Source organism: Ruegeria sp. CDSA079 (assembly GCF_059612245.1).
The window spans coordinates 227,408-244,264 of record NZ_JBXWQF010000005.1 but is presented as its reverse complement, the minus strand read 5'-3'; the positions used below and the strand labels follow the sequence as shown (position 1 = coordinate 244,264).

20 protein-coding genes are annotated in these 16,857 nt (G+C 58.5%); 8 read left to right on the top strand and 12 right to left on the bottom strand.

Annotated elements, in window-relative coordinates:
• Nucleotides 1-82: 82 nt before the first annotated feature.
• The 3 genes from AC2FJZ_RS07665 to AC2FJZ_RS07655 all read right to left on the bottom strand — a co-directional run bounded on the left by AC2FJZ_RS07665 (nucleotide 83) and on the right by AC2FJZ_RS07655 (nucleotide 2,295).
• Nucleotides 83-961, bottom strand: coding sequence for a DMT family transporter (locus tag AC2FJZ_RS07665; RefSeq protein WP_496776821.1), 879 nt, complete (start codon nucleotides 959-961; stop codon nucleotides 83-85).
• Between the two features lie 132 nt (nucleotides 962-1,093).
• Complete coding sequence (locus AC2FJZ_RS07660; RefSeq protein ID WP_496668929.1) at nucleotides 1,094-1,507, bottom strand: Fur family transcriptional regulator; 414 nt, start codon at nucleotides 1,505-1,507, stop codon at nucleotides 1,094-1,096.
• A gap of 83 nt (nucleotides 1,508-1,590) precedes the next feature.
• Nucleotides 1,591-2,295, bottom strand: coding sequence for an endonuclease/exonuclease/phosphatase family protein (locus AC2FJZ_RS07655; protein ID WP_050602223.1), 705 nt, complete (start codon nucleotides 2,293-2,295; stop codon nucleotides 1,591-1,593).
• Between the two features lie 220 nt (nucleotides 2,296-2,515).
• Between AC2FJZ_RS07655 and AC2FJZ_RS07650 the strand changes: the two genes are divergently transcribed.
• The gene (locus AC2FJZ_RS07650; RefSeq protein WP_496776819.1) at nucleotides 2,516-3,403 is read left to right on the top strand and encodes a DMT family transporter; all 888 of its coding nucleotides are present in this window, start codon (nucleotides 2,516-2,518) and stop codon (nucleotides 3,401-3,403) included.
• A 14-nt stretch (nucleotides 3,404-3,417) separates the two neighbouring features.
• On the opposite strand, the gene AC2FJZ_RS07645 is transcribed toward AC2FJZ_RS07650, so the two are convergent.
• Nucleotides 3,418-4,836 carry a protein adenylyltransferase SelO gene (locus tag AC2FJZ_RS07645; RefSeq protein WP_496776818.1) on the bottom strand — a complete coding sequence of 473 codons (1,419 nt, stop codon included), beginning with the start codon at nucleotides 4,834-4,836 and terminating at the stop codon, nucleotides 3,418-3,420.
• Between the two features lie 86 nt (nucleotides 4,837-4,922).
• On the opposite strand from AC2FJZ_RS07645, the gene AC2FJZ_RS07640 reads away from it, so the two are divergent.
• On the top strand, nucleotides 4,923-5,342 hold the full coding sequence (locus AC2FJZ_RS07640; RefSeq protein WP_496776816.1) for a cupin domain-containing protein: 420 nt from the start codon (nucleotides 4,923-4,925) through the stop codon (nucleotides 5,340-5,342).
• A gap of 97 nt (nucleotides 5,343-5,439) precedes the next feature.
• The gene (locus tag AC2FJZ_RS07635) at nucleotides 5,440-6,171 is read left to right on the top strand and encodes an extensin-like domain-containing protein (protein ID WP_496776859.1); all 732 of its coding nucleotides are present in this window, start codon (nucleotides 5,440-5,442) and stop codon (nucleotides 6,169-6,171) included.
• A 132-nt stretch (nucleotides 6,172-6,303) separates the two neighbouring features.
• Here the strand turns inward: AC2FJZ_RS07635 and AC2FJZ_RS07630 are convergent, their stop codons facing one another.
• The 3 genes from AC2FJZ_RS07630 to AC2FJZ_RS07620 all read right to left on the bottom strand — a co-directional run bounded on the left by AC2FJZ_RS07630 (nucleotide 6,304) and on the right by AC2FJZ_RS07620 (nucleotide 8,217).
• Nucleotides 6,304-6,765 (bottom strand): phage holin family protein, encoded by a 462-nt coding sequence (locus AC2FJZ_RS07630; protein ID WP_496776815.1) that lies wholly within the window; start codon nucleotides 6,763-6,765, stop codon nucleotides 6,304-6,306.
• Nucleotides 6,762-7,064: a hypothetical protein gene (locus tag AC2FJZ_RS07625; RefSeq protein ID WP_496776813.1), complete on the bottom strand. Its 303-nt coding sequence runs from the start codon at nucleotides 7,062-7,064 to the stop codon at nucleotides 6,762-6,764. The genes AC2FJZ_RS07630 and AC2FJZ_RS07625 overlap by 4 nt, the downstream gene beginning before the upstream one ends.
• Before the next feature lie 79 nt (nucleotides 7,065-7,143).
• The gene (locus tag AC2FJZ_RS07620) at nucleotides 7,144-8,217 is read right to left on the bottom strand and encodes an anhydro-N-acetylmuramic acid kinase (protein WP_496776858.1); all 1,074 of its coding nucleotides are present in this window, start codon (nucleotides 8,215-8,217) and stop codon (nucleotides 7,144-7,146) included.
• A 291-nt stretch (nucleotides 8,218-8,508) separates the two neighbouring features.
• On the opposite strand from AC2FJZ_RS07620, the gene tyrS reads away from it, so the two are divergent.
• Nucleotides 8,509-9,756 carry a tyrosine--tRNA ligase gene (tyrS, locus tag AC2FJZ_RS07615; protein ID WP_496776811.1) on the top strand — a complete coding sequence of 416 codons (1,248 nt, stop codon included), beginning with the start codon at nucleotides 8,509-8,511 and terminating at the stop codon, nucleotides 9,754-9,756.
• Nucleotides 9,757-9,835: 79 nt separating this feature from the next.
• Here tyrS and AC2FJZ_RS07610 read toward each other — a convergent pair whose 3' ends face one another.
• Entirely contained in the window at nucleotides 9,836-10,606 is a 771-nt protein-coding gene (locus AC2FJZ_RS07610) for a hypothetical protein (protein WP_496776809.1), read from the bottom strand.
• A gap of 226 nt (nucleotides 10,607-10,832) precedes the next feature.
• Between AC2FJZ_RS07610 and AC2FJZ_RS07605 the strand changes: the two genes are divergently transcribed.
• Nucleotides 10,833-11,588, top strand: a complete 756-nt coding sequence (locus tag AC2FJZ_RS07605) for a 3-hydroxyacyl-CoA dehydrogenase (protein WP_496776807.1) — start codon at nucleotides 10,833-10,835, stop codon at nucleotides 11,586-11,588.
• Between the two features lie 9 nt (nucleotides 11,589-11,597).
• On the top strand, nucleotides 11,598-12,152 hold the full coding sequence (locus tag AC2FJZ_RS07600) for a sugar O-acetyltransferase (protein WP_496776806.1): 555 nt from the start codon (nucleotides 11,598-11,600) through the stop codon (nucleotides 12,150-12,152).
• Here the strand turns inward: AC2FJZ_RS07600 and AC2FJZ_RS07595 are convergent.
• Nucleotides 12,133-12,471, bottom strand: a complete 339-nt coding sequence (locus AC2FJZ_RS07595) for a winged helix-turn-helix transcriptional regulator (RefSeq protein ID WP_496776805.1) — start codon at nucleotides 12,469-12,471, stop codon at nucleotides 12,133-12,135. The genes AC2FJZ_RS07600 and AC2FJZ_RS07595 overlap by 20 nt on opposite strands.
• Nucleotides 12,472-12,595: 124 nt before the next feature.
• Between AC2FJZ_RS07595 and AC2FJZ_RS07590 the strand changes: the two genes are divergently transcribed.
• Nucleotides 12,596-12,883 (top strand): putative quinol monooxygenase, encoded by a 288-nt coding sequence (locus AC2FJZ_RS07590; RefSeq protein WP_050602212.1) that lies wholly within the window; start codon nucleotides 12,596-12,598, stop codon nucleotides 12,881-12,883.
• Nucleotides 12,884-12,908: 25 nt separating this feature from the next.
• Here the strand turns inward: AC2FJZ_RS07590 and AC2FJZ_RS07585 are convergent, their stop codons facing one another.
• From AC2FJZ_RS07585 to AC2FJZ_RS07575, 3 genes are all read right to left on the bottom strand, one after another.
• Complete coding sequence (locus tag AC2FJZ_RS07585) at nucleotides 12,909-14,717, bottom strand: ABC-F family ATP-binding cassette domain-containing protein (protein WP_496776802.1); 1,809 nt, start codon at nucleotides 14,715-14,717, stop codon at nucleotides 12,909-12,911.
• Between the two features lie 68 nt (nucleotides 14,718-14,785).
• Nucleotides 14,786-15,526 carry a GNAT family N-acetyltransferase gene (locus AC2FJZ_RS07580; protein ID WP_496776800.1) on the bottom strand — a complete coding sequence of 247 codons (741 nt, stop codon included), beginning with the start codon at nucleotides 15,524-15,526 and terminating at the stop codon, nucleotides 14,786-14,788.
• 100 nt (nucleotides 15,527-15,626) lie between these two features.
• Nucleotides 15,627-16,103: an outer membrane protein assembly factor BamE gene (locus tag AC2FJZ_RS07575; protein ID WP_496668953.1), complete on the bottom strand. Its 477-nt coding sequence runs from the start codon at nucleotides 16,101-16,103 to the stop codon at nucleotides 15,627-15,629.
• 85 nt (nucleotides 16,104-16,188) lie between these two features.
• On the opposite strand from AC2FJZ_RS07575, the gene AC2FJZ_RS07570 reads away from it, so the two are divergent.
• Entirely contained in the window at nucleotides 16,189-16,725 is a 537-nt protein-coding gene (locus AC2FJZ_RS07570) for a YceD family protein (RefSeq protein WP_496776799.1), read from the top strand.
• Nucleotides 16,726-16,857: the final 132 nt, after the last annotated feature.

Genomic DNA, 16,857 nt, shown 5'->3' with positions numbered 1-16,857 from the left:
AAAAGTAAACCGGCTCCGTTATCGCTAACACACATATTTCCGGACATTTAGGGCTAACAGTTTACTGTTTGCGCCAACAGGGTCAGGCCAGGGACAGTTCGCGGGCCAGGCGCCTTTCGCGGACAAAGGTGTAAAGACCGGACCCGATGATAAGGGTTGCACCTGCCATTGTCAGCGCATCTGGCCGCTCACCAAACATCAGCATCCCAGCGAGGATCGAAAACACCAGACGTGTATACCGGAACGGCATCAGGGCCGAGGCTTCGCCGACCCGCATCGCGGTGACAATGCCGTAATATCCAATCACACCAAACCCTATGGCCCCCAGATACGGCAGGGATTGCCCGTCCTGAAGCGGTACAAAAGACGTGCCGGAAACTGCCATCAACAGCCCCCCGGCCAACGCCACTGCGAGGTAAGCTTGCATTGCCACAACCGTCGAGGCCACCCGCACATCCAGCTTGCGCGTGATCAGATCGCGCGCGGCAATCGCAATAACGGTCAAAACCACAAACAGGGACTCTGGCTGAAACCCGTCCAAACCGGGGCGGATAATCATCAAAACGCCGATAAAACCAACGCCAATAGCGCTCCAGCGCCGCCAGCCAACTTGTTCGCCCAAAAACAGGGCCGCCCCCATGGTTACAGCAAGCGGCATGGCCTGAAACACAGCGGCGACCGTGGACAGGTCGATCAGGGAGAGCGCCGTAACAAAGGTCACCGCCCCGATCCCTTCGGTTGTCGCCCGCACCATCGGCAGCAGGCTCCACGCCACCGGATCAAAGATGCGTTTGCGCGTGACCACCGACAGGCATGCAAAGACAAGCGCACACACCAGTCCGAGGAACACCATGATCTGTCCTGTCGGTACAGAAATCGACAGAACCTTGATGAACATGTCCTCAAGTGCAAAGGCCGCCATCGACCCGATGAGCAGCAGAATGCCGTTTATGTTGTTCATTTGCGCGTCCACAGGAAAAAGGCACTTCGGGTGCCTGTTCGCACAACAACCTCAACCAACGTCATCTGGCAAGGTAATTCCCGTCACTGCTTATGAATTAACGTGAGGGGAACAATCGCGTTTTGTGATGGATCAGTCCTGTTCCAGCGGTACGCCATACAGCTCCAGCCGATGGCCTTTCAGCTTATACCCCAGCTTTGCCGCGATTTTTTCCTGAAGGGCTTCGATCTCGGGGTCGACGAATTCGATAACCTCACCCGATTGCATATCGATCAGGTGGTCATGGTGATCACGCTCGGCATCCTCATACCGTGCACGGCCATCGCCAAATTCCAGACGTTCCAGAATCCCGGCTTCTTCGAACAGCTTGACTGTCCGGTAGACCGTCGCGATCGAGATGCCTTTGTCGACAGCAGAGGCACGTGAATAGAGTTCTTCGACATCCGGATGGTCGTCGCTTTGCTCTAGCACCTGCGCGATGATCCTTCTTTGACCGGTCATGCGCAGGCCTTTGGCCTCACAACGCCCAATAATCGTATCCGACATGATGCCCCTCAGACTTGCTCGGGTATCTGTCTTAGTATGTCTGCGCAGTTTGCGCTACAGCGATTTCTGCTTTTCCGCTGATCTTACGCGGCACGTGTCAGATCGGCCCATACAGGCAGGTGATCCGATGCGATATGCGCCGGGCGCGCGTTGTGAACCCCATGCGCGGTGGCCTTTACCCCCGCGCCCAGCGCGATCCGGTCAAGCGCGCCAAGCGGTTGAGCTGCGGGAAAGCTGGGCCGGGGCGGTAGAAAGCGCATCTCGGGGGCCAGATGGTCCAGAACCGGCTGCCGCGACCATTCGTTGAAATCTCCGGCCCAGACGGTTGGCATCTCGTGCAGATCATCATCACAGCGCCGGATATGCGAAATCTGCTGCCGTCGGGATGCAGGCAACAGCCCCAGATGCATCCCCATCACCCGCAGCGGCCCGATTTGGGTATCGAACTCGACCCGGACCGCCCCGCGAGGCTCCAACCCCGGCAACTCATGATGGCCTGTCTGCCGGACTGAAATACCATCCCCGCGCCAGATGACCGCATTACCGTGCCACCCAAGGCTTCCGGCCCCGCCCAGATCGACGATCTGCCAACCGGCTTCGTCCAGCATGAAATGCGGCAGGGCTGCCGGGCGGGGCGGCAGGCGTTTGTCTGCCTCTTGCAACACAACGACGTCGGCCTGCATGTGTTCGATGACCTGCAGTATGCGCTGCGGTTGACGCCGAAGATCCAGCCCGAGGCATTTTTGAATGTTGTAGCTGGCGATACGTAGGGTTGAAGATGGTTTCATAAGGACTTGACCAATGGGCTGGCGCCCAAAGTGCCACGTCTGGCGCGGTGCGCAACCCCTCAGTTCGGTTACAGAACGAAAACCTCGCACGGAAACAACGCATATTGCACGATTTAATGGCAAACGACGTGCAACCGATCACCAAAGGATTGTTCCTTTGGACCCCCTGCTCTATCCGGTTGCGGTGGAACGGCCACACCGCTGCGACACTAGGGGCTGAATGGAACTGCATCAGACACAGCCGAACAACAGCACCCGCGCCAGCCTGGTTCTGGTCATGGGCGGCGCGCTATGGGGACTCTATTGGATCCCGGTTCGGTTCTTTCTCGATCAAGGATTGACCGGCCCCTGGCCTGGGATTGCCATGTACTGTGCGGCCCTGATGGCTCTGGCCCCCTTGATAGGGACCGACCGACACACACTTGTTCGGGAATGGCGTAGCCTGATGCTCAGCGGCATGTTCACGGGGGCCGCGTTCAGCTTATATTCCATCAGCCTTGTTTATACCGAGGTTGTTCGGTCGATCCTGCTATTCTACCTCACCCCGATTTGGGGAACGCTGTTGGGCGTTATGTTTCTGGGCGAGCGTCTCAGCCTTATGCGCTTGGCAGGTCTTTTCTGCGGGTTGGGAGGGCTGTTCGTTGTTCTGGGTGGTTCGGGTTTTGTGCCCTGGCCTCAGAACATAGGCGACTGGCTGGCACTGGCTTCGGGCGTGTGCTGGGCCTTGGGCACGCTGGGCCTGTACCGTGCCAGCCGTATCTCGATTTCAGGACAGGTCTTTGCCTTTGTTTTCGGCGCGCTGATTCTGTCCTTGCTCAGCCTCCTTGTACTACCTGAGCAGGCCCTACCCTCCATCGCACCAAATGAGACGATCCGCATTCTGCTGCTGGCCCTTCTGTCGGTTTTCTACATCCTGCCCATGGTCTACATGACGATCTGGCCTGCGACGAAGCTTTCCCCGTCACGGGTTGGCCTGTTGCTTATGAGCGAAGTGGTCGTCGGCATCGCCTCTGCCGCCGTGCTGTCCGGAGAACCCTTTGGTCTGCGCGAGTTTCTGGGCGCCACGCTGATCGTCAGCGCTGCAGTGTTGGAGATTGTTCGAAAGTAACGCCACCCTGTGGGTTACGTCCCACAAAAGGTTGCGTGCACCACTTCGTTCTTAGCCGGTGGCCGTTTTAGGTCTGCGGCACCATCCTGATCAACATAGGGCCGAGCGAGGACGGCATTCAGTCGATGGAACGGCGCATAGTCCCCCTGCACCGCCGCCTGAATCATCTGCTCGACACGGTGGTTGCGCGGAATAAACGCCGGGTTTGCGGCGGCCATCACCTCCTGCGGGTCCGATTCACGGGCAATCCGTCCGCGCCAGCCTTCTGCCCAACTGTCGTAGGTCGCAGGGTCCAGGAACTGATCCCGAACAGAATCACTACCCAGCGCCCGAAACGTGTTGGTGAAATCCGCCTGCCCTTCGGCCATGCGTTTCAGAAGGTCGGTGATCAATTCAAGATCGCCATCCTCAGCGCGCGTCAATCCAAGCTTGGCCCGGAAGCGAGTCAACCATTTGTCTTGCAACAACTCCGGCATGGCGTGGACAATCTCGGTCGCTTCTTCGACAGCGGCCTCTTTGTCGTCCACCTGTTGGATCAAGGCCGTCGCCAATTGCGCCAAATTCCACACTGCGATATCGGGCTGGCTGGAATAAGCATAGCGCCCCATGCGATCAATTGAACTGTAGACCGTGTTGGGGTGATATGTGTCCATGAACGCGCAAGGACCGTAATCAATCGTCTCGCCCGCGATCGAGCAATTATCAGTGTTCATCACCCCGTGAATGAAACCCACGCTCATCCACTGCGCGATCAACCGGGCCTGCGCATCCCGCACGGCCCGCAACAGTCCCATAGGCCCCTCAGCCTCGGGATAGTGACGCGCGATGGCGTATTCCGTCAGTCGGCGCAAGCTGTCCAACTGCCCCCGTGCGGCAAAGACCTGAAACGTGCCTACCCGCAGATGGCTGCTGGCCACACGCGTCAACACCGCACCCGGCATCGGACCTTCGCGAAACACCGTCTCGCCCGTTTCCACAGCCGCCAGAGCACGCGTGGTCGGGATACCCAGCGCGTGCATCGCCTCGGATACCACATATTCACGCAGAACCGGACCCAGCCACGCCCGGCCATCGCCGCGGCGCGAAAACGGCGTAGGGCCCGAGCCTTTCAACTGTATATCCCGGCGCACCCCATCGATGCCCACAGTCTCGCCCAGCAACACCGCGCGCCCATCTCCCAGCTGGGGGTTGTACTGTCCAAATTGGTGCCCCGAATACAGCTGCGCGATGGGTTCGGCACCCTCAGGCAGACGATTGCCCGCAAAAGCCTCGGCCATGTCCTGCACATCGCCGGGGGCAATTTGCAGCAACTTCGCCAAATCATCGTTAAACGCTATCATCTGCGGCGCACGCACAGGAACGGGTGTCTGCCGCGCAAAAAACGCATTTGGCAAACGGGCATAGGTGTTATCAAACGGGATCGTCAGAGTCATGTTGCAATACATATTCCTCAGGCTCACGAATACCATAGCGGATCTTGCGTGCCCGTGCATAATCGCGCCGAACCAAGAGGGCACTCATGACCGCACAAGACATAATCGACCACCTGAACCTCCAACGTCATCCCGAAGGGGGGTGGTATGCCGAAACCTGGCGCGCCGACAACGCAGGCCGCCCCACAGGAACCTGCATCTATTTCCTGTTGCAGGCGGGCGAAAGCAGCCACTGGCATCGGGTCGATGCGACCGAAATTTGGCTCTACCACGCCGGTGCACCGCTGGTCCTGTCGCTGAGCGCGACGGATGCAGGGCCTGCTGCCGATCATCTGCTGACTCCTGACCTGTCAAAAGGTGCGCCTCAGCTGATCGTTCCTGAAGGCCATTGGCAGGCTGCACACAGTACAGGAGAATACACTCTGGTCAGCTGCACGGTTTCCCCCGGCTTTGATTTCGAAGGATTTGAACTGGCCGCACCGGACTTTGACATCCCACGGGAATAGCCCAACCATCAAAAGTCTCTGAAAAGTTGAGTTTACAGACGGCCCTACGTTGCCCATCCTGTACCCGTAACCGCGTGTGACGGAGTATCGAGTGAGTATGAAGCAGGTCTGTCTGACAATTCTGTTTCTCTGCCTTAATGCAGGGAATGCAAATGCCAGTCCTGACTGCGCCGATTCTGGTGAAGCGCTCGAAGTGTCACTGCCAGGTACAACAACCGACGCCACCCCCGCAGCGCAGACTCCCGAAGATCTTCCCCCTTGCGCAACCCAGCAACTGGAACAGGGGCGCGACCGGATGCGCGAACGCGGCGCCGTATGTGGCGACTGGACCATATTGGGGGAAACACGCAAAGCCCTGACAAGCAAAGCCCGGGGCTGCGGCATCGCGAACCCGGTTCGGGTGTACCGGATTTCGGATGTTGCGCTCAGTCAGTTTTCACTGATGGACTGTCAAACGGCGGTTACGCTGAAAACATGGATCGAAAACACCGCCAAACCCGCCTTTGCCGATTTGGGTGGCGGGCTCAAGGGGATGCGGGTTGTTGGGCATTATGCCTGCAAAACCCAGAACAACCAGCCGCAAGCGCGCCTGTCGCAACACGCACGCGGTCGGGCCATCGATATCTCGACCTTTGTTCTTCAGGATGGCACCCAGATCACCGTTCAGGACGGATGGAATGACAGCACCCAAAGCGCGGTTCTGCGTCAGTTGCACACCGGGGCTTGTGGGGTCTTCAGCACCGTGCTCGGCCCGGATGCAGATCGCTATCACGCCGGGCATTTCCACTTTGACACAGCCCAGCGCAAGGGTGCGCCCGTTTGCCGTTAGACCTGCGGATTGTATCCGAGCTTGGCCTGTTTTGCCTCGTGTTCAACAGCCTCCAGAGCTTTTAGAATCCGCTCTTCATCTGGCTAAAAAAATCCCGGGGGAGTCGCGCTTGCGCGACGGGGGCAGAGCCCCCTAATCCCCACTGCGGCTTTTGATCAACATGCTGATCAGGGGCACCAATACCGTCGTCAGAGACCCCAGAGGATTCGACCCAATGCTCTTGACGGCCTGCACGACCTCCCGCGCTTCTGTCGCCATCTCTTCGAACTCGTCTTCGATGTCCGCGATCGCCATGTCGCGGACTTCAACTGCTGGTGCGACCTCATCTTCAATGCTGCTCCGCCGCGCGATCAGAACCAGCACCCCGGCAACCACCAGATTTCCAAGGGCCAGCCAAGCCGCGGCCGAAGCTGGTGACATCGTGTTCTGAAGGGCAAAGAACAGCGAGACATTCAAAAGCACCAGGGCCGAAAAAGCGGCGATGCCTGCAATCCCCATCAGTATCGTCTGCTGCTGAACCACGGCCAAACGGCGGCGTGCGATCAGACGTTCTGTTCGGTAGATCGCTACCAGATTTCTACTTAATCTGCTCATGAGGCTCCTCCTAACCCTGCGCGCCCGACAACATAGCCAAGCGAAAACGCAATCAGCAGCGCTGTGATCGGATAGTCCTTCTGCAAGCGACCGAACTCCTCGACCACATCCTCTCCCAGTGACTGCGCTTGGCTCAGGTCGATCCCGTGCTCTTCCAACAGTTTCCGGATTTCATCGGACGACTTGGTGCGTTCGGGCATTTCCTTAGGGGCCGGGTCTTGTTCGACCCGCGCCTCCAACGTCGCGTTTCGCTCCCGTAATTTCTCTAACTCCGATTCAAGCTCTGCTTTTGTCGCCATAATGCCTTGCCCTCAATTCATGGGTCCGGGGCCACCGTCGCACAACAAGTTGTTATTTTGAACTGTTTTCCAGCTGGCGTTAGCCTACAGCGTCCATTGAGACCGAACTGACAACCCCGCCCCCAACCAGCGCCTGTACGCCGGTCGTTCCGGGGCAAGAGGTCGGCAGGCCGCGCGCCACGCGCACCGCCAGATAGGCAAAGGCCTGCGCCTCAAGCATGTCGCCATCCAACCCCACCGCCTCGACCGGTTCGACCGGGCAGTCCAACGACACACGCAGCATCTCCATCAAAACCGGATTATGACGCCCGCCCCCAGTGACTAGCACACAAGACGGAGGTTTCGGGCAGTGCTCCATGCCCTGTACAACGCCCGCGGCACACATCCCGGTCAGGGTCGCCACGGCGTCCGCATCACTCAACTCCCGTACAAGGCCGATCATTTCCGCAAAATCATTTCGGTCCAATGACTTCGGTGGCATTCTGGCAAAAAATGGTTCGGCCAGAAACAGCTCCAGCGCCCCCATTTCGACGGTGCCATCGCGCGCAAGCGCCCCGTCCCGATCCATGGGCAACCCCAACCGGGCTTGCATCAGATCGTCAACGGGCGCATTGGCGGGTCCGGTATCAAAGGCCAGCAAGGCACCCGGCACTTCGGGGCCGTCAAAGGACGGATCAACATACGTCAGATTGCCAACGCCACCCAGATTCAGGAAACACAGGGGCCGATCCGCGCCGAACCACTTGGCGCAGGCAAAATGAAAGAACGGCGCCAGCGGCGCACCCTCGCCCCCCATTGCCACATCATCACTGCGGAAGTCCCAAACCACCGGGCGACCCAACGCCTGCGCCAACCCCAGACCATCGCCCACCTGCAAAGTTCCACGCCCGTGCGGCTCATGCGCCAGGGTCTGACCGTGAAAACCGATCACGTCGACTTCTTCGAATTCAGACAACGCCTCGGCATGGGCGAAAGTGACCATCTCGGCAGCCGCATCGACATCGGGCCCGTGCCACTGTCCCATTGCCGCCCGCAGCACGTCGCGTTCAGCGTCCGAGTAGGCACGATAGCCGCTTTGCCCAAACCCCATGATCCGGTGCCCGTCGGTCTCGACGATCGCGGCGTCCACGCCGTCCATCGAGGTGCCCGACATTGCGCCCAGTGCCCGGATCACCCCGTGTTTGCTGATGGTCTGGCCCACGCCTGCCTCCTGAACTGGCTGTCTTCTTCGCCACATCCGGGTCCTTGGGTTCACCTCTGGGTTGCAGCCTGGTCAAACTGCCTTTTGTTTGCACAAAAACGCAAGCGTTCTGATACGGCGCCTCTTATTTTTCGCGAACCGCGTGGCCGGATCGACACCCGGCTCCAAGGAAAAAAGGTGGCTTTTCCTCCTAGGCGCTGCCGCCTATACAGTGCCCCGCAACATTAACCCAAAGGGCACGATATGACCTACCACCCCAAATCGGATTTCATCGCCACGATGATCGAGCGCGGCTTTCTCGCCGACTGCACCGATTATCAGGGCCTTGACGACGCGCTGATCAGTGGGTGCAAACCGGCCTATATCGGCTTTGATGCAACGGCACAGTCGTTGCATGTGGGTAGCCTGATCCAGATCATGATGCTGCGTTGGTTCCAGAAGACCGGTCACCAGCCGATCACGCTGATGGGTGGCGGCACGACCAAAGTCGGTGATCCTTCGTTCCGCGCGGACGAGCGCCCCTTGCTGGGCCCCGAACAGATCGACGAAAACATCGCGGGCATCAAAAAGGTGTTCGCAGCCTATATCGACTATGACACAGACGCCGAGAACAAGGCGCTGATGCTGAACAATGCCGAATGGCTGGATGACCTGAACTACCTCGATTTCCTGCGCGACATCGGGCGACATTTCTCGGTCAACCGGATGCTGTCGTTTGAATCGGTGAAGTCCCGATTGGACCGTGAGCAATCGCTGTCTTTTCTCGAATTCAACTACATGATCCTTCAGGCCTATGACTTCCTGGAACTGAACCGCCGTTACGGCTGTGTTCTGCAGATGGGTGGATCAGACCAATGGGGCAATATCGTCAACGGGATTGACCTGACTCGCCGCGTGTTGGATCACGAGATCTACGGCCTGACCTCGCCTCTGCTGACCACCAGTGACGGCAAGAAAATGGGCAAGTCTCAGGACGGTGCAGTCTGGCTGAACGCCGAGATGCGCTCGTCTTACGAGTTCTGGCAGTTCTGGCGCAATACCACCGACGCGGATGTGGGCCGGTTCCTGAAGCTTTACACTGAATTGCCGGTGGATGAGTGCGATCGTCTGGGCGCGCTTGCCGGGTCCGAGATCAACGAGGCCAAGATTCGTCTGGCCAATGAAGTCACGACACTGCTGCACGGCGCACAAGCTGCGGCCAATGCCGAAGCCACCGCGCGCGAAGTGTTCGAAAAAGGTGGCGTAGGCGACGACCTTCCGACACTGACCCTCAACGCCGCGGACCTGCCGATCTCTGTCGTGCAGCTAATCGTCAAATCCGGCCTGGCTAAATCCGGTAAAGAAGCCAAGCGCCTGATCGCCGAGAACGGCGCCAAGCTGGATGACGCACCGCTGACCGATGCCGGGCTGATGATCGACGCAGGCGCCCTTTCATCGCCGATCAAGCTAAGCGCAGGTAAAAAGCGCCACGCACTGGTTCAACTCGGCTGATACGATCTCAATCTGAAGAGACCGAACAGGACAACGGCCACCCGAACGGGTGGCCGTACTGCTTCATAAGGCGGGATGATTACCTAAGGCCTTTTCCGCCACTTCGACCGCCGCCACGACCGTTTCGGTCATTGTCGCCTTCGTCGTTGTTGGCGTTGTTACCACGGCCCGGGCTGCTGCCTTCTCCGCCATTCCCACCGCCGTTGTTACCTTTGCTGCCACCCTTACCGCCGTTACCTTTGCCTTCACCTCTGCCGTCGCCATTTTTACCTTTTCCGTCGCCGCCTTTGCCGCCTTTCCCTTTACCTTCGCCTTTGCCACCTTTTCCATCGCCATCACCGGGTTCACCACCATCGCCGGGTTCACCACCATCGCCGGGTTCACCACCATCACCGGGTTCACCGCCACCGCCGGGTTCACCACCACCGCCGGGTTCACCACCACCGCCGGGTTCACCGCCACCACCGGGTTGGCCGCCGCCCGGCGACCCCGGACTTGCCGCCTCTGCAAACGCCTCGCCTTGCGGCTCAGATCCTCGGCTTTCTCCACGGTTTTCGTTTGAACCCGACAGGCTTGCCGTCGGCAAATCCGTCAGTAGCGCGGCGAGACCCGGGCACTGTGCCCCGGTCACTTCCAACGTTGTCTCCAAATCCGAACGTTTCTGTAGCCTCTCCAGAAAACTTGGGGTCACCTGAACGCAATCACACAACCCCGCGTAATCCCCGGCATTGGCCAGGCTGCGGGCCGTTTTCCCCGTGCAGGTTTCCGGTGCAGCAGATGCACTGCCAATCATCACCAATCCAAAAACAGGCGCGACAAGTACAGCACCCAACGTTTGTTTCTTACTCATAACCATATCAGGACCTCCTGGCGAAAAAACACATGACGGCCTTGAAGTCTTCACTCACAAACAGGCGCGTTTTCGTGAGGACTGGATTAACTTGTCTTCAGGAACGTTTTTTTGGTTCGGGTTTGGCGACGCGGGCCACCGGGCCATCCATTTCGTCAAAACTGTGGACACCGCACCCGCGAACCAGTTATTGAACATTCGTTCATATCTCTGGGAGGAGTTCACCATGCACCTGTCCACCACAGCCGCCCTTGTCACCGGCGGCGCGTCCGGTCTGGGCGAAGCCACGGCCCGTCATTTTGCCGCCCAAGGTGCGCAGGTCACCATTCTGGACCGGGACGCAGATCGCGGCGTTCAGGTTGCCAGTGAAATCGGCGGGCATTTTGCGCAGACCGATGTCACTGATGAGGATTCGGTGGCAGCTGCCGTGCGCTTGGGCATGGACAAGATGGGCAAGATCACCGCAACCGTGAATTGCGCGGGCATCGCTTATGGCATCAAGACGGTTGGCAAGGATGGCCCCCACCCTCTGGACGCCTTCCAGCGCACAATTGATATCAACCTCGTCGGTACCTTCAACGTGTCGCGCCTGGCCTCTGCCGAGATGGCAAAGAATGACCCCGAAGCAGACGGTGCACGTGGTGTGATCATCAACACCGCCTCCATCGCTGCATATGACGGGCAAAAGGGTCAGGCGGCTTATGCCGCTTCGAAAGGTGGTGTTGTTGGCATGACGCTGCCGATGGCCCGTGATCTGGCCTCGACCGGCATTCGCGTCATGACCATCGCGCCGGGCATTTTCATGACCCCGATGCTGGCCGGTCTGCCCGAAGAGGTACAGCAACAGCTGGCCGCTGACGTCCCGAGCCCTGCTCGCTTGGGCGATCCGATGGAATACGGACGATTGGCCGGCTTCATCGTCGAGATGGGTTATCTGAACGGAGAAGTTATCCGCATCGACGGTGCATTGCGGATGCGCTAAATCTTTCGCATGTCTGAACGTGAAAAAATGCAGTCCGGACAGTGGTATTGCTGTCTGGATTCGGAACTGGATGCTCTGCGTGCGCAGGCAAGGCGCGCAGTTCACGCGCACAACACCTGCCCACCCGACACGCGCGGAGTGATGGCCCCCGAGTTGCATGCACTGCTGGGCCATGTCGGCGAGGCCTGCTTCCTCGAAGCTCCGTTCCATTGTGCTTATGGGATGAACATCCATCTGGGCAACCGGGTCTATTTCAACGCCGGTTGTGTCGTGCTGGACACGGCCCCAATACGGATCGGAGACGACACGATGTTCGGCCCCAATGTCCAGATCTACTGCGCCCACCACGCCAAAGACCCGGCGGATCGGGCAAAAGGACTGGAAATCGGTTTGCCGGTCACAATTGGCAGGCATGTCTGGGTGGGCGGAGGCGCGATCCTGCTACCCGGCATCACTGTCGGCGACAATGCCACGATTGGCGCCGGGAGTGTCGTGACAAAGGATGTCCAGCCCGGCGAAACCGTTGCCGGAAACCCTGCCCGGCCTATCCGGTCCCACCCATAACCTTATTCTGCCCCCAATCCGCCAGCGCCTCGATCACCGGGCGCAGCGCCTGCCCCTTTTCAGTCAGGCTGTACTCCACTCTGGGCGGCACCTCTGCATAAACTTGGCGATGCACGATTCCATCTGCCTCTAGCTCGCGTAGCTGCTTGGTCAGGCTGCGCAGGGTCACCGTGCCCAATGCGTGCGACAACGCGTTAAAGCGCATCGTGCCACCAAGAAGATGATAGATCACCAAGCCCTTCCACTTGCCCGATATCTGCTCCAGCCCGGCCTCGACCGGGCAACCTCCGCTGCAGTCGTATCTTTCAAATCGATCCACCCCGACCTCCTGCCTCAGACAGTATACAAATGGTACTTACCCGCACAAATAGTGCGTACTTGCGTGATTTGATGGTGTCACACATATCTCGGTTCATCGCAACCGAGCCCTGTAAGGAGACATCATGGCCCTGACAATTCTCGCGCAAATCACCGCCAATCCAGGCAAAGAAGAGCTTGTCCGCACGGAGCTTGAAAAGCTCATCCCCATCACCCGTGCTGAAGAAGGTTGCATCCAGTACGACCTGCATGTGGATACCTCGACTCCCGGTTTTTTTGTCTTTTACGAAAACTGGGAAACGCGGGAACTGTGGCAAACCCACATGAATGCACCCCATCTTGCCGCTTATATGCAGGCGACAGACGGCGCGGTTGCAGAATTCACGCTGAGCGAGATGACGAAAATCGACTAAACTCGGTTCGCTCCGCCGATGGCGCTCAGGCGCCTTCGGCTTTTTCTTCCAGCACCAGCCACTCTTCCTCGGCCGCCGACAGCTTTTCCTGACGTTCGACCAGCGCATCGGTGGCTTTCTGAAACTTGACCGGCTCGCGGGTGAACAACTCTGGGTCGGACATCAGCTCTTCCAGCTTGGCGATCTCGGCCTCAAGGCGCGCGATTTCGGCAGGCAGCTTCTCCAACCTGTGCTTTTCCGAAAAAGACAGACCCGATTTCGGCTTCGCCTCTTGCTTGACCTTTGGCTTTGAAGCTTTTGCTTTTTCTTCCTTTTTCCCAGCGACATCGCCACGTTGCGCGATGTAGTCCGACCACCCTCCGGCATAGACAGTTGCGCAACCATTCCCTTCCATCGCAATCGTCGTCGTTGCCACCCGGTCCAGAAAATCCCGATCGTGACTGACCAACAGAACCGTTCCGTCGTAATCGTCCAAAAGCTCCTGCAACAGATCCAGCGTCTCAACATCCAGATCGTTGGTTGGTTCGTCCAATACCAGAAGGTTCGAGGATTTCGCCATCAGCTTGGCCAGCAACAACCTTGCTTTTTCCCCACCTGACAAGGACTTAACGGCCGCTCTTGCCTGACCTTCGTCAAACAGGAATTCCTTGAGATACCCCACCACATGTTTGGGTTGCCCGCCAACCATCACCTGATCGGCCTTTCCCGACACCCGCATCTCGGGGTCGCCGGTAAGGCTGTCCCAAAGGGACATCTCGGGATCCAACTGCGCGCGTGTCTGGTCGAACACCGCGATCTCAAGATTCGTGCCCAACGACACCGAACCCTCATCCGGTTCAACCTGACCCAGCAACATTTTCAGCAGCGTGGTCTTACCCACCCCGTTGGGCCCGACAAATGCCACGCGATCGCCGCGCTGCACCAGCAGGTCAAAACTCCGAACAATCTGCTTGTCGCCAAACCCTTTGGCCAAGCCCTTGGCCTCGATCACCTTACGGCCCGACTTTGGCCCCGATTCCAACGTCATGGCAGCCGAGCCCTGCCGTTTGATCTGCGCTGCTTTTTCGGCTCGAAGGGACTGCAAGGCCCGCACCCGGCCTTGGTTGCGTTTGCGTCGGGCGCTGATGCCCTCAACCGCCCATTTCGCTTCGGACTTGATCAGGCGGTTCAGCTTGTGGCGCTGTTGGTCTTCCTCTTCCCACACCTTGTCCCGCCAGGTCTCAAACGCTTCAAAACCTTGCTCATGCCGTCGAACAGCGCCCCGATCAATCCAGAGTGTGGCCCGCGTCAACGCGCGCAAAAACGCACGGTCGTGCGAGATCAGTACAAAAGCCGCACGGGTTGACCCAAGCTCGCGCTCCAGCCACGCAATGGCTTCGATATCCAAGTGGTTTGTGGGCTCGTCCAACAACATCAGGTCCGGTGCCTCTGCCATCAGCTTGGCCAGCGCCGCTCGCCGCCGCTCTCCACCCGATGCCGTGTCAACGGGGCGGGACGGGTCAAACTTTAACCCTTCACCTGCACGTTCAACCTTGTAGAGCTCGCCTGGCTCCAACCCGCTGGAAGCATAGTCACCCAGTGTCGCAAACCCCTGCATCGTTGGGTCCTGCTCCATATATCCCACGGATTTTCCGGGCGGGATGACAATCTCACCCCGATCGGCCTCAACCAATCCGGCCATCACCTTCATCAAGGTAGACTTACCCGACCCGTTGCGCCCGACCAGCGCCACGCGGTCACCAGGTTGGACTACCAGATCAAGTTCGGAAAACACCGGATCGCCCCCGAAAGTCAGGGAAATGCCGGACATCTGCAATAAAGGAATTCTCGCCATGACCGCCAGCTAAACCGGCTGACACAATGCGTCAACGCCTCTGCTTCACCTTTTCGGAAATACTCAATCTACCCGACCACCGCCCGCAACAGACGTTTGCGCGTCGGGGGAATCGCTCCGATTTCCAGCCCGGTGAACACATGAAGTGTGTTCATGTGACGATCTACAACCGCATGATCACTGACCCAACCGCCCATCATCAGATAGGTGCGCAACAAAGGTGGCATCCGCAACATTGCCTTTTTGGCATCTGGCTTGCGCCGCAGACGCGCAGCAAAGCGAAAAACATTCGGCGCTTTTACCCGTGGCAGCCATCGTTTCGGTGCCAGATGACGATGCTTGAGCATCGCAAACGCGTCTAGATACTGCGCAGTCTCGGTACCGGCAAAGGACGAGCATCCAAACAGCATCTCAACACCGTTCTGATCTACATAGGCTGTCATGGCACCCCACGCCACGCGCAGGATGTCGGGATCGCTGTGATCAGGATGAATGCAAAACCGTCCCATCTCGACCATGCGGCCACTGAAATCCTCCAGCGAGCTCAGGTCGTAGAACTGGGCCGAATAGCTGCGCCCGATTTCGCCACCATGATCCATGGTCAGCATCCGGAAACAACAGACCAGTTGGCCCGCTGAACGCGTATCTTCGACCAGAATATGGCTGCATCGTGCGTCGAAATCGTCGCGGTCCAGTTGCCGCGTGCCGAAGGCCAACGTCCGCAACCGTTGTGCAGCCTCGATATCCTCTGCCGACTGTGCAAGTCGCGCGCGATAGCGCCCTTTGCTGAGCAAAACTGCAGTCGCCACGGTCGCATCCTCCACGGTTGCAAACCCATTGTTGCCGTCAAGGCCTCGTTAACACAAGACATGTGACTGTCTTGTGACTCTCACAAGGTGGCAGACCGGATTAGTTGTTCACGCCCGGGATATTGGCCGGGTTGAAATTGCCGATATTGCCAAGCAGCTGACGCAGGAAGCCTTTGTCCTGGACGTTGGAATCGGTCACGCGGCGTTCCAGGGGAATGACCAGACCGTCTTCCAGTCCAAAGCGCTCGATGTTGCTGACGACACCACGCTGGTCAAAGCTGATGGCCACCAGTTCGCGCGATACAACTTCGGGCCGTTTCGGGCCGTAATGGCGCACCCGCGAGCGCACGTAATAGAAACCGGAATCCCGCACGACACCTGACGCACCCGGCGCGCCGATGGCCTCTTCCACACTGTCGCGCGTGTCGACGCCCACTTTGATTTCGGCCAGATCTTCGGCCGGCGGTACATAGCCGTGATTCTTGAAGATCGGCGTACAGGCGCCAATCGCAGCCAGACAGGCAACAAACACAAGCGATTTCGTCGCTGGTTTCAACCGGTTCACTACCTTCAACATGCGCACCCTCTTGCCTTGGCCTCTTGCGGCTTCTATCCGATTACAGAAACCGCTGCCACGGTTCAACACATAGAAAGGCTCACAAATGAGCAACCTTACATCACTTCGTGTGGCCGACCTGCCCCAGAATGCCCCCACGCCCTTCGATCTGCGCCCTGCTGCTGCGGCTCTTGACGAGATTCGGCAGGATCTAGGCCTGCTGGGTCTGCGCAAGATCAGCTTTGTCGGAGAGGTCCGCGCCCAAGGCAAACGTGACTGGGTTCTGAACGGTAAACTGGGTGCAACCGTTATTCAGCCCTGTGTCGTGACGCTTGATCCCGTAACCACACGAATCGACATTCCCGTACAACGGACGTTTCTGGCGGACTGGACCGACCCTGACGAGCCAGAGTTCGAAATTCCCGAAGAGGACGAATCCGAACAGTTGGGCCCCGAGATTGACCCGGCTTTGGTGATGGTCGAGGCGCTGTCGCTGGCTCTGCCCCAATATCCGCGCAAGGACGGCGTCGAACTGGGTCAGGTAGACTATACAGAACCCGGCAAAAAACCCATGACCGACGAAGATGCCAAGCCCTTTGCAGGATTGGCAGGATTGCGCGATGTGCTGAAAAAAGACGAGTGACAGCAGTCTGATTTCCTGTCATAGCAGGCGGTCAGAAAAATCGCTTGAACATGTCGAGAATCGCAGTATTTTCGCGCGCTCATCGGAAATTTGGGTTGGACATTGCGGGGCTGGTCCCCTAAACGCGCGTCA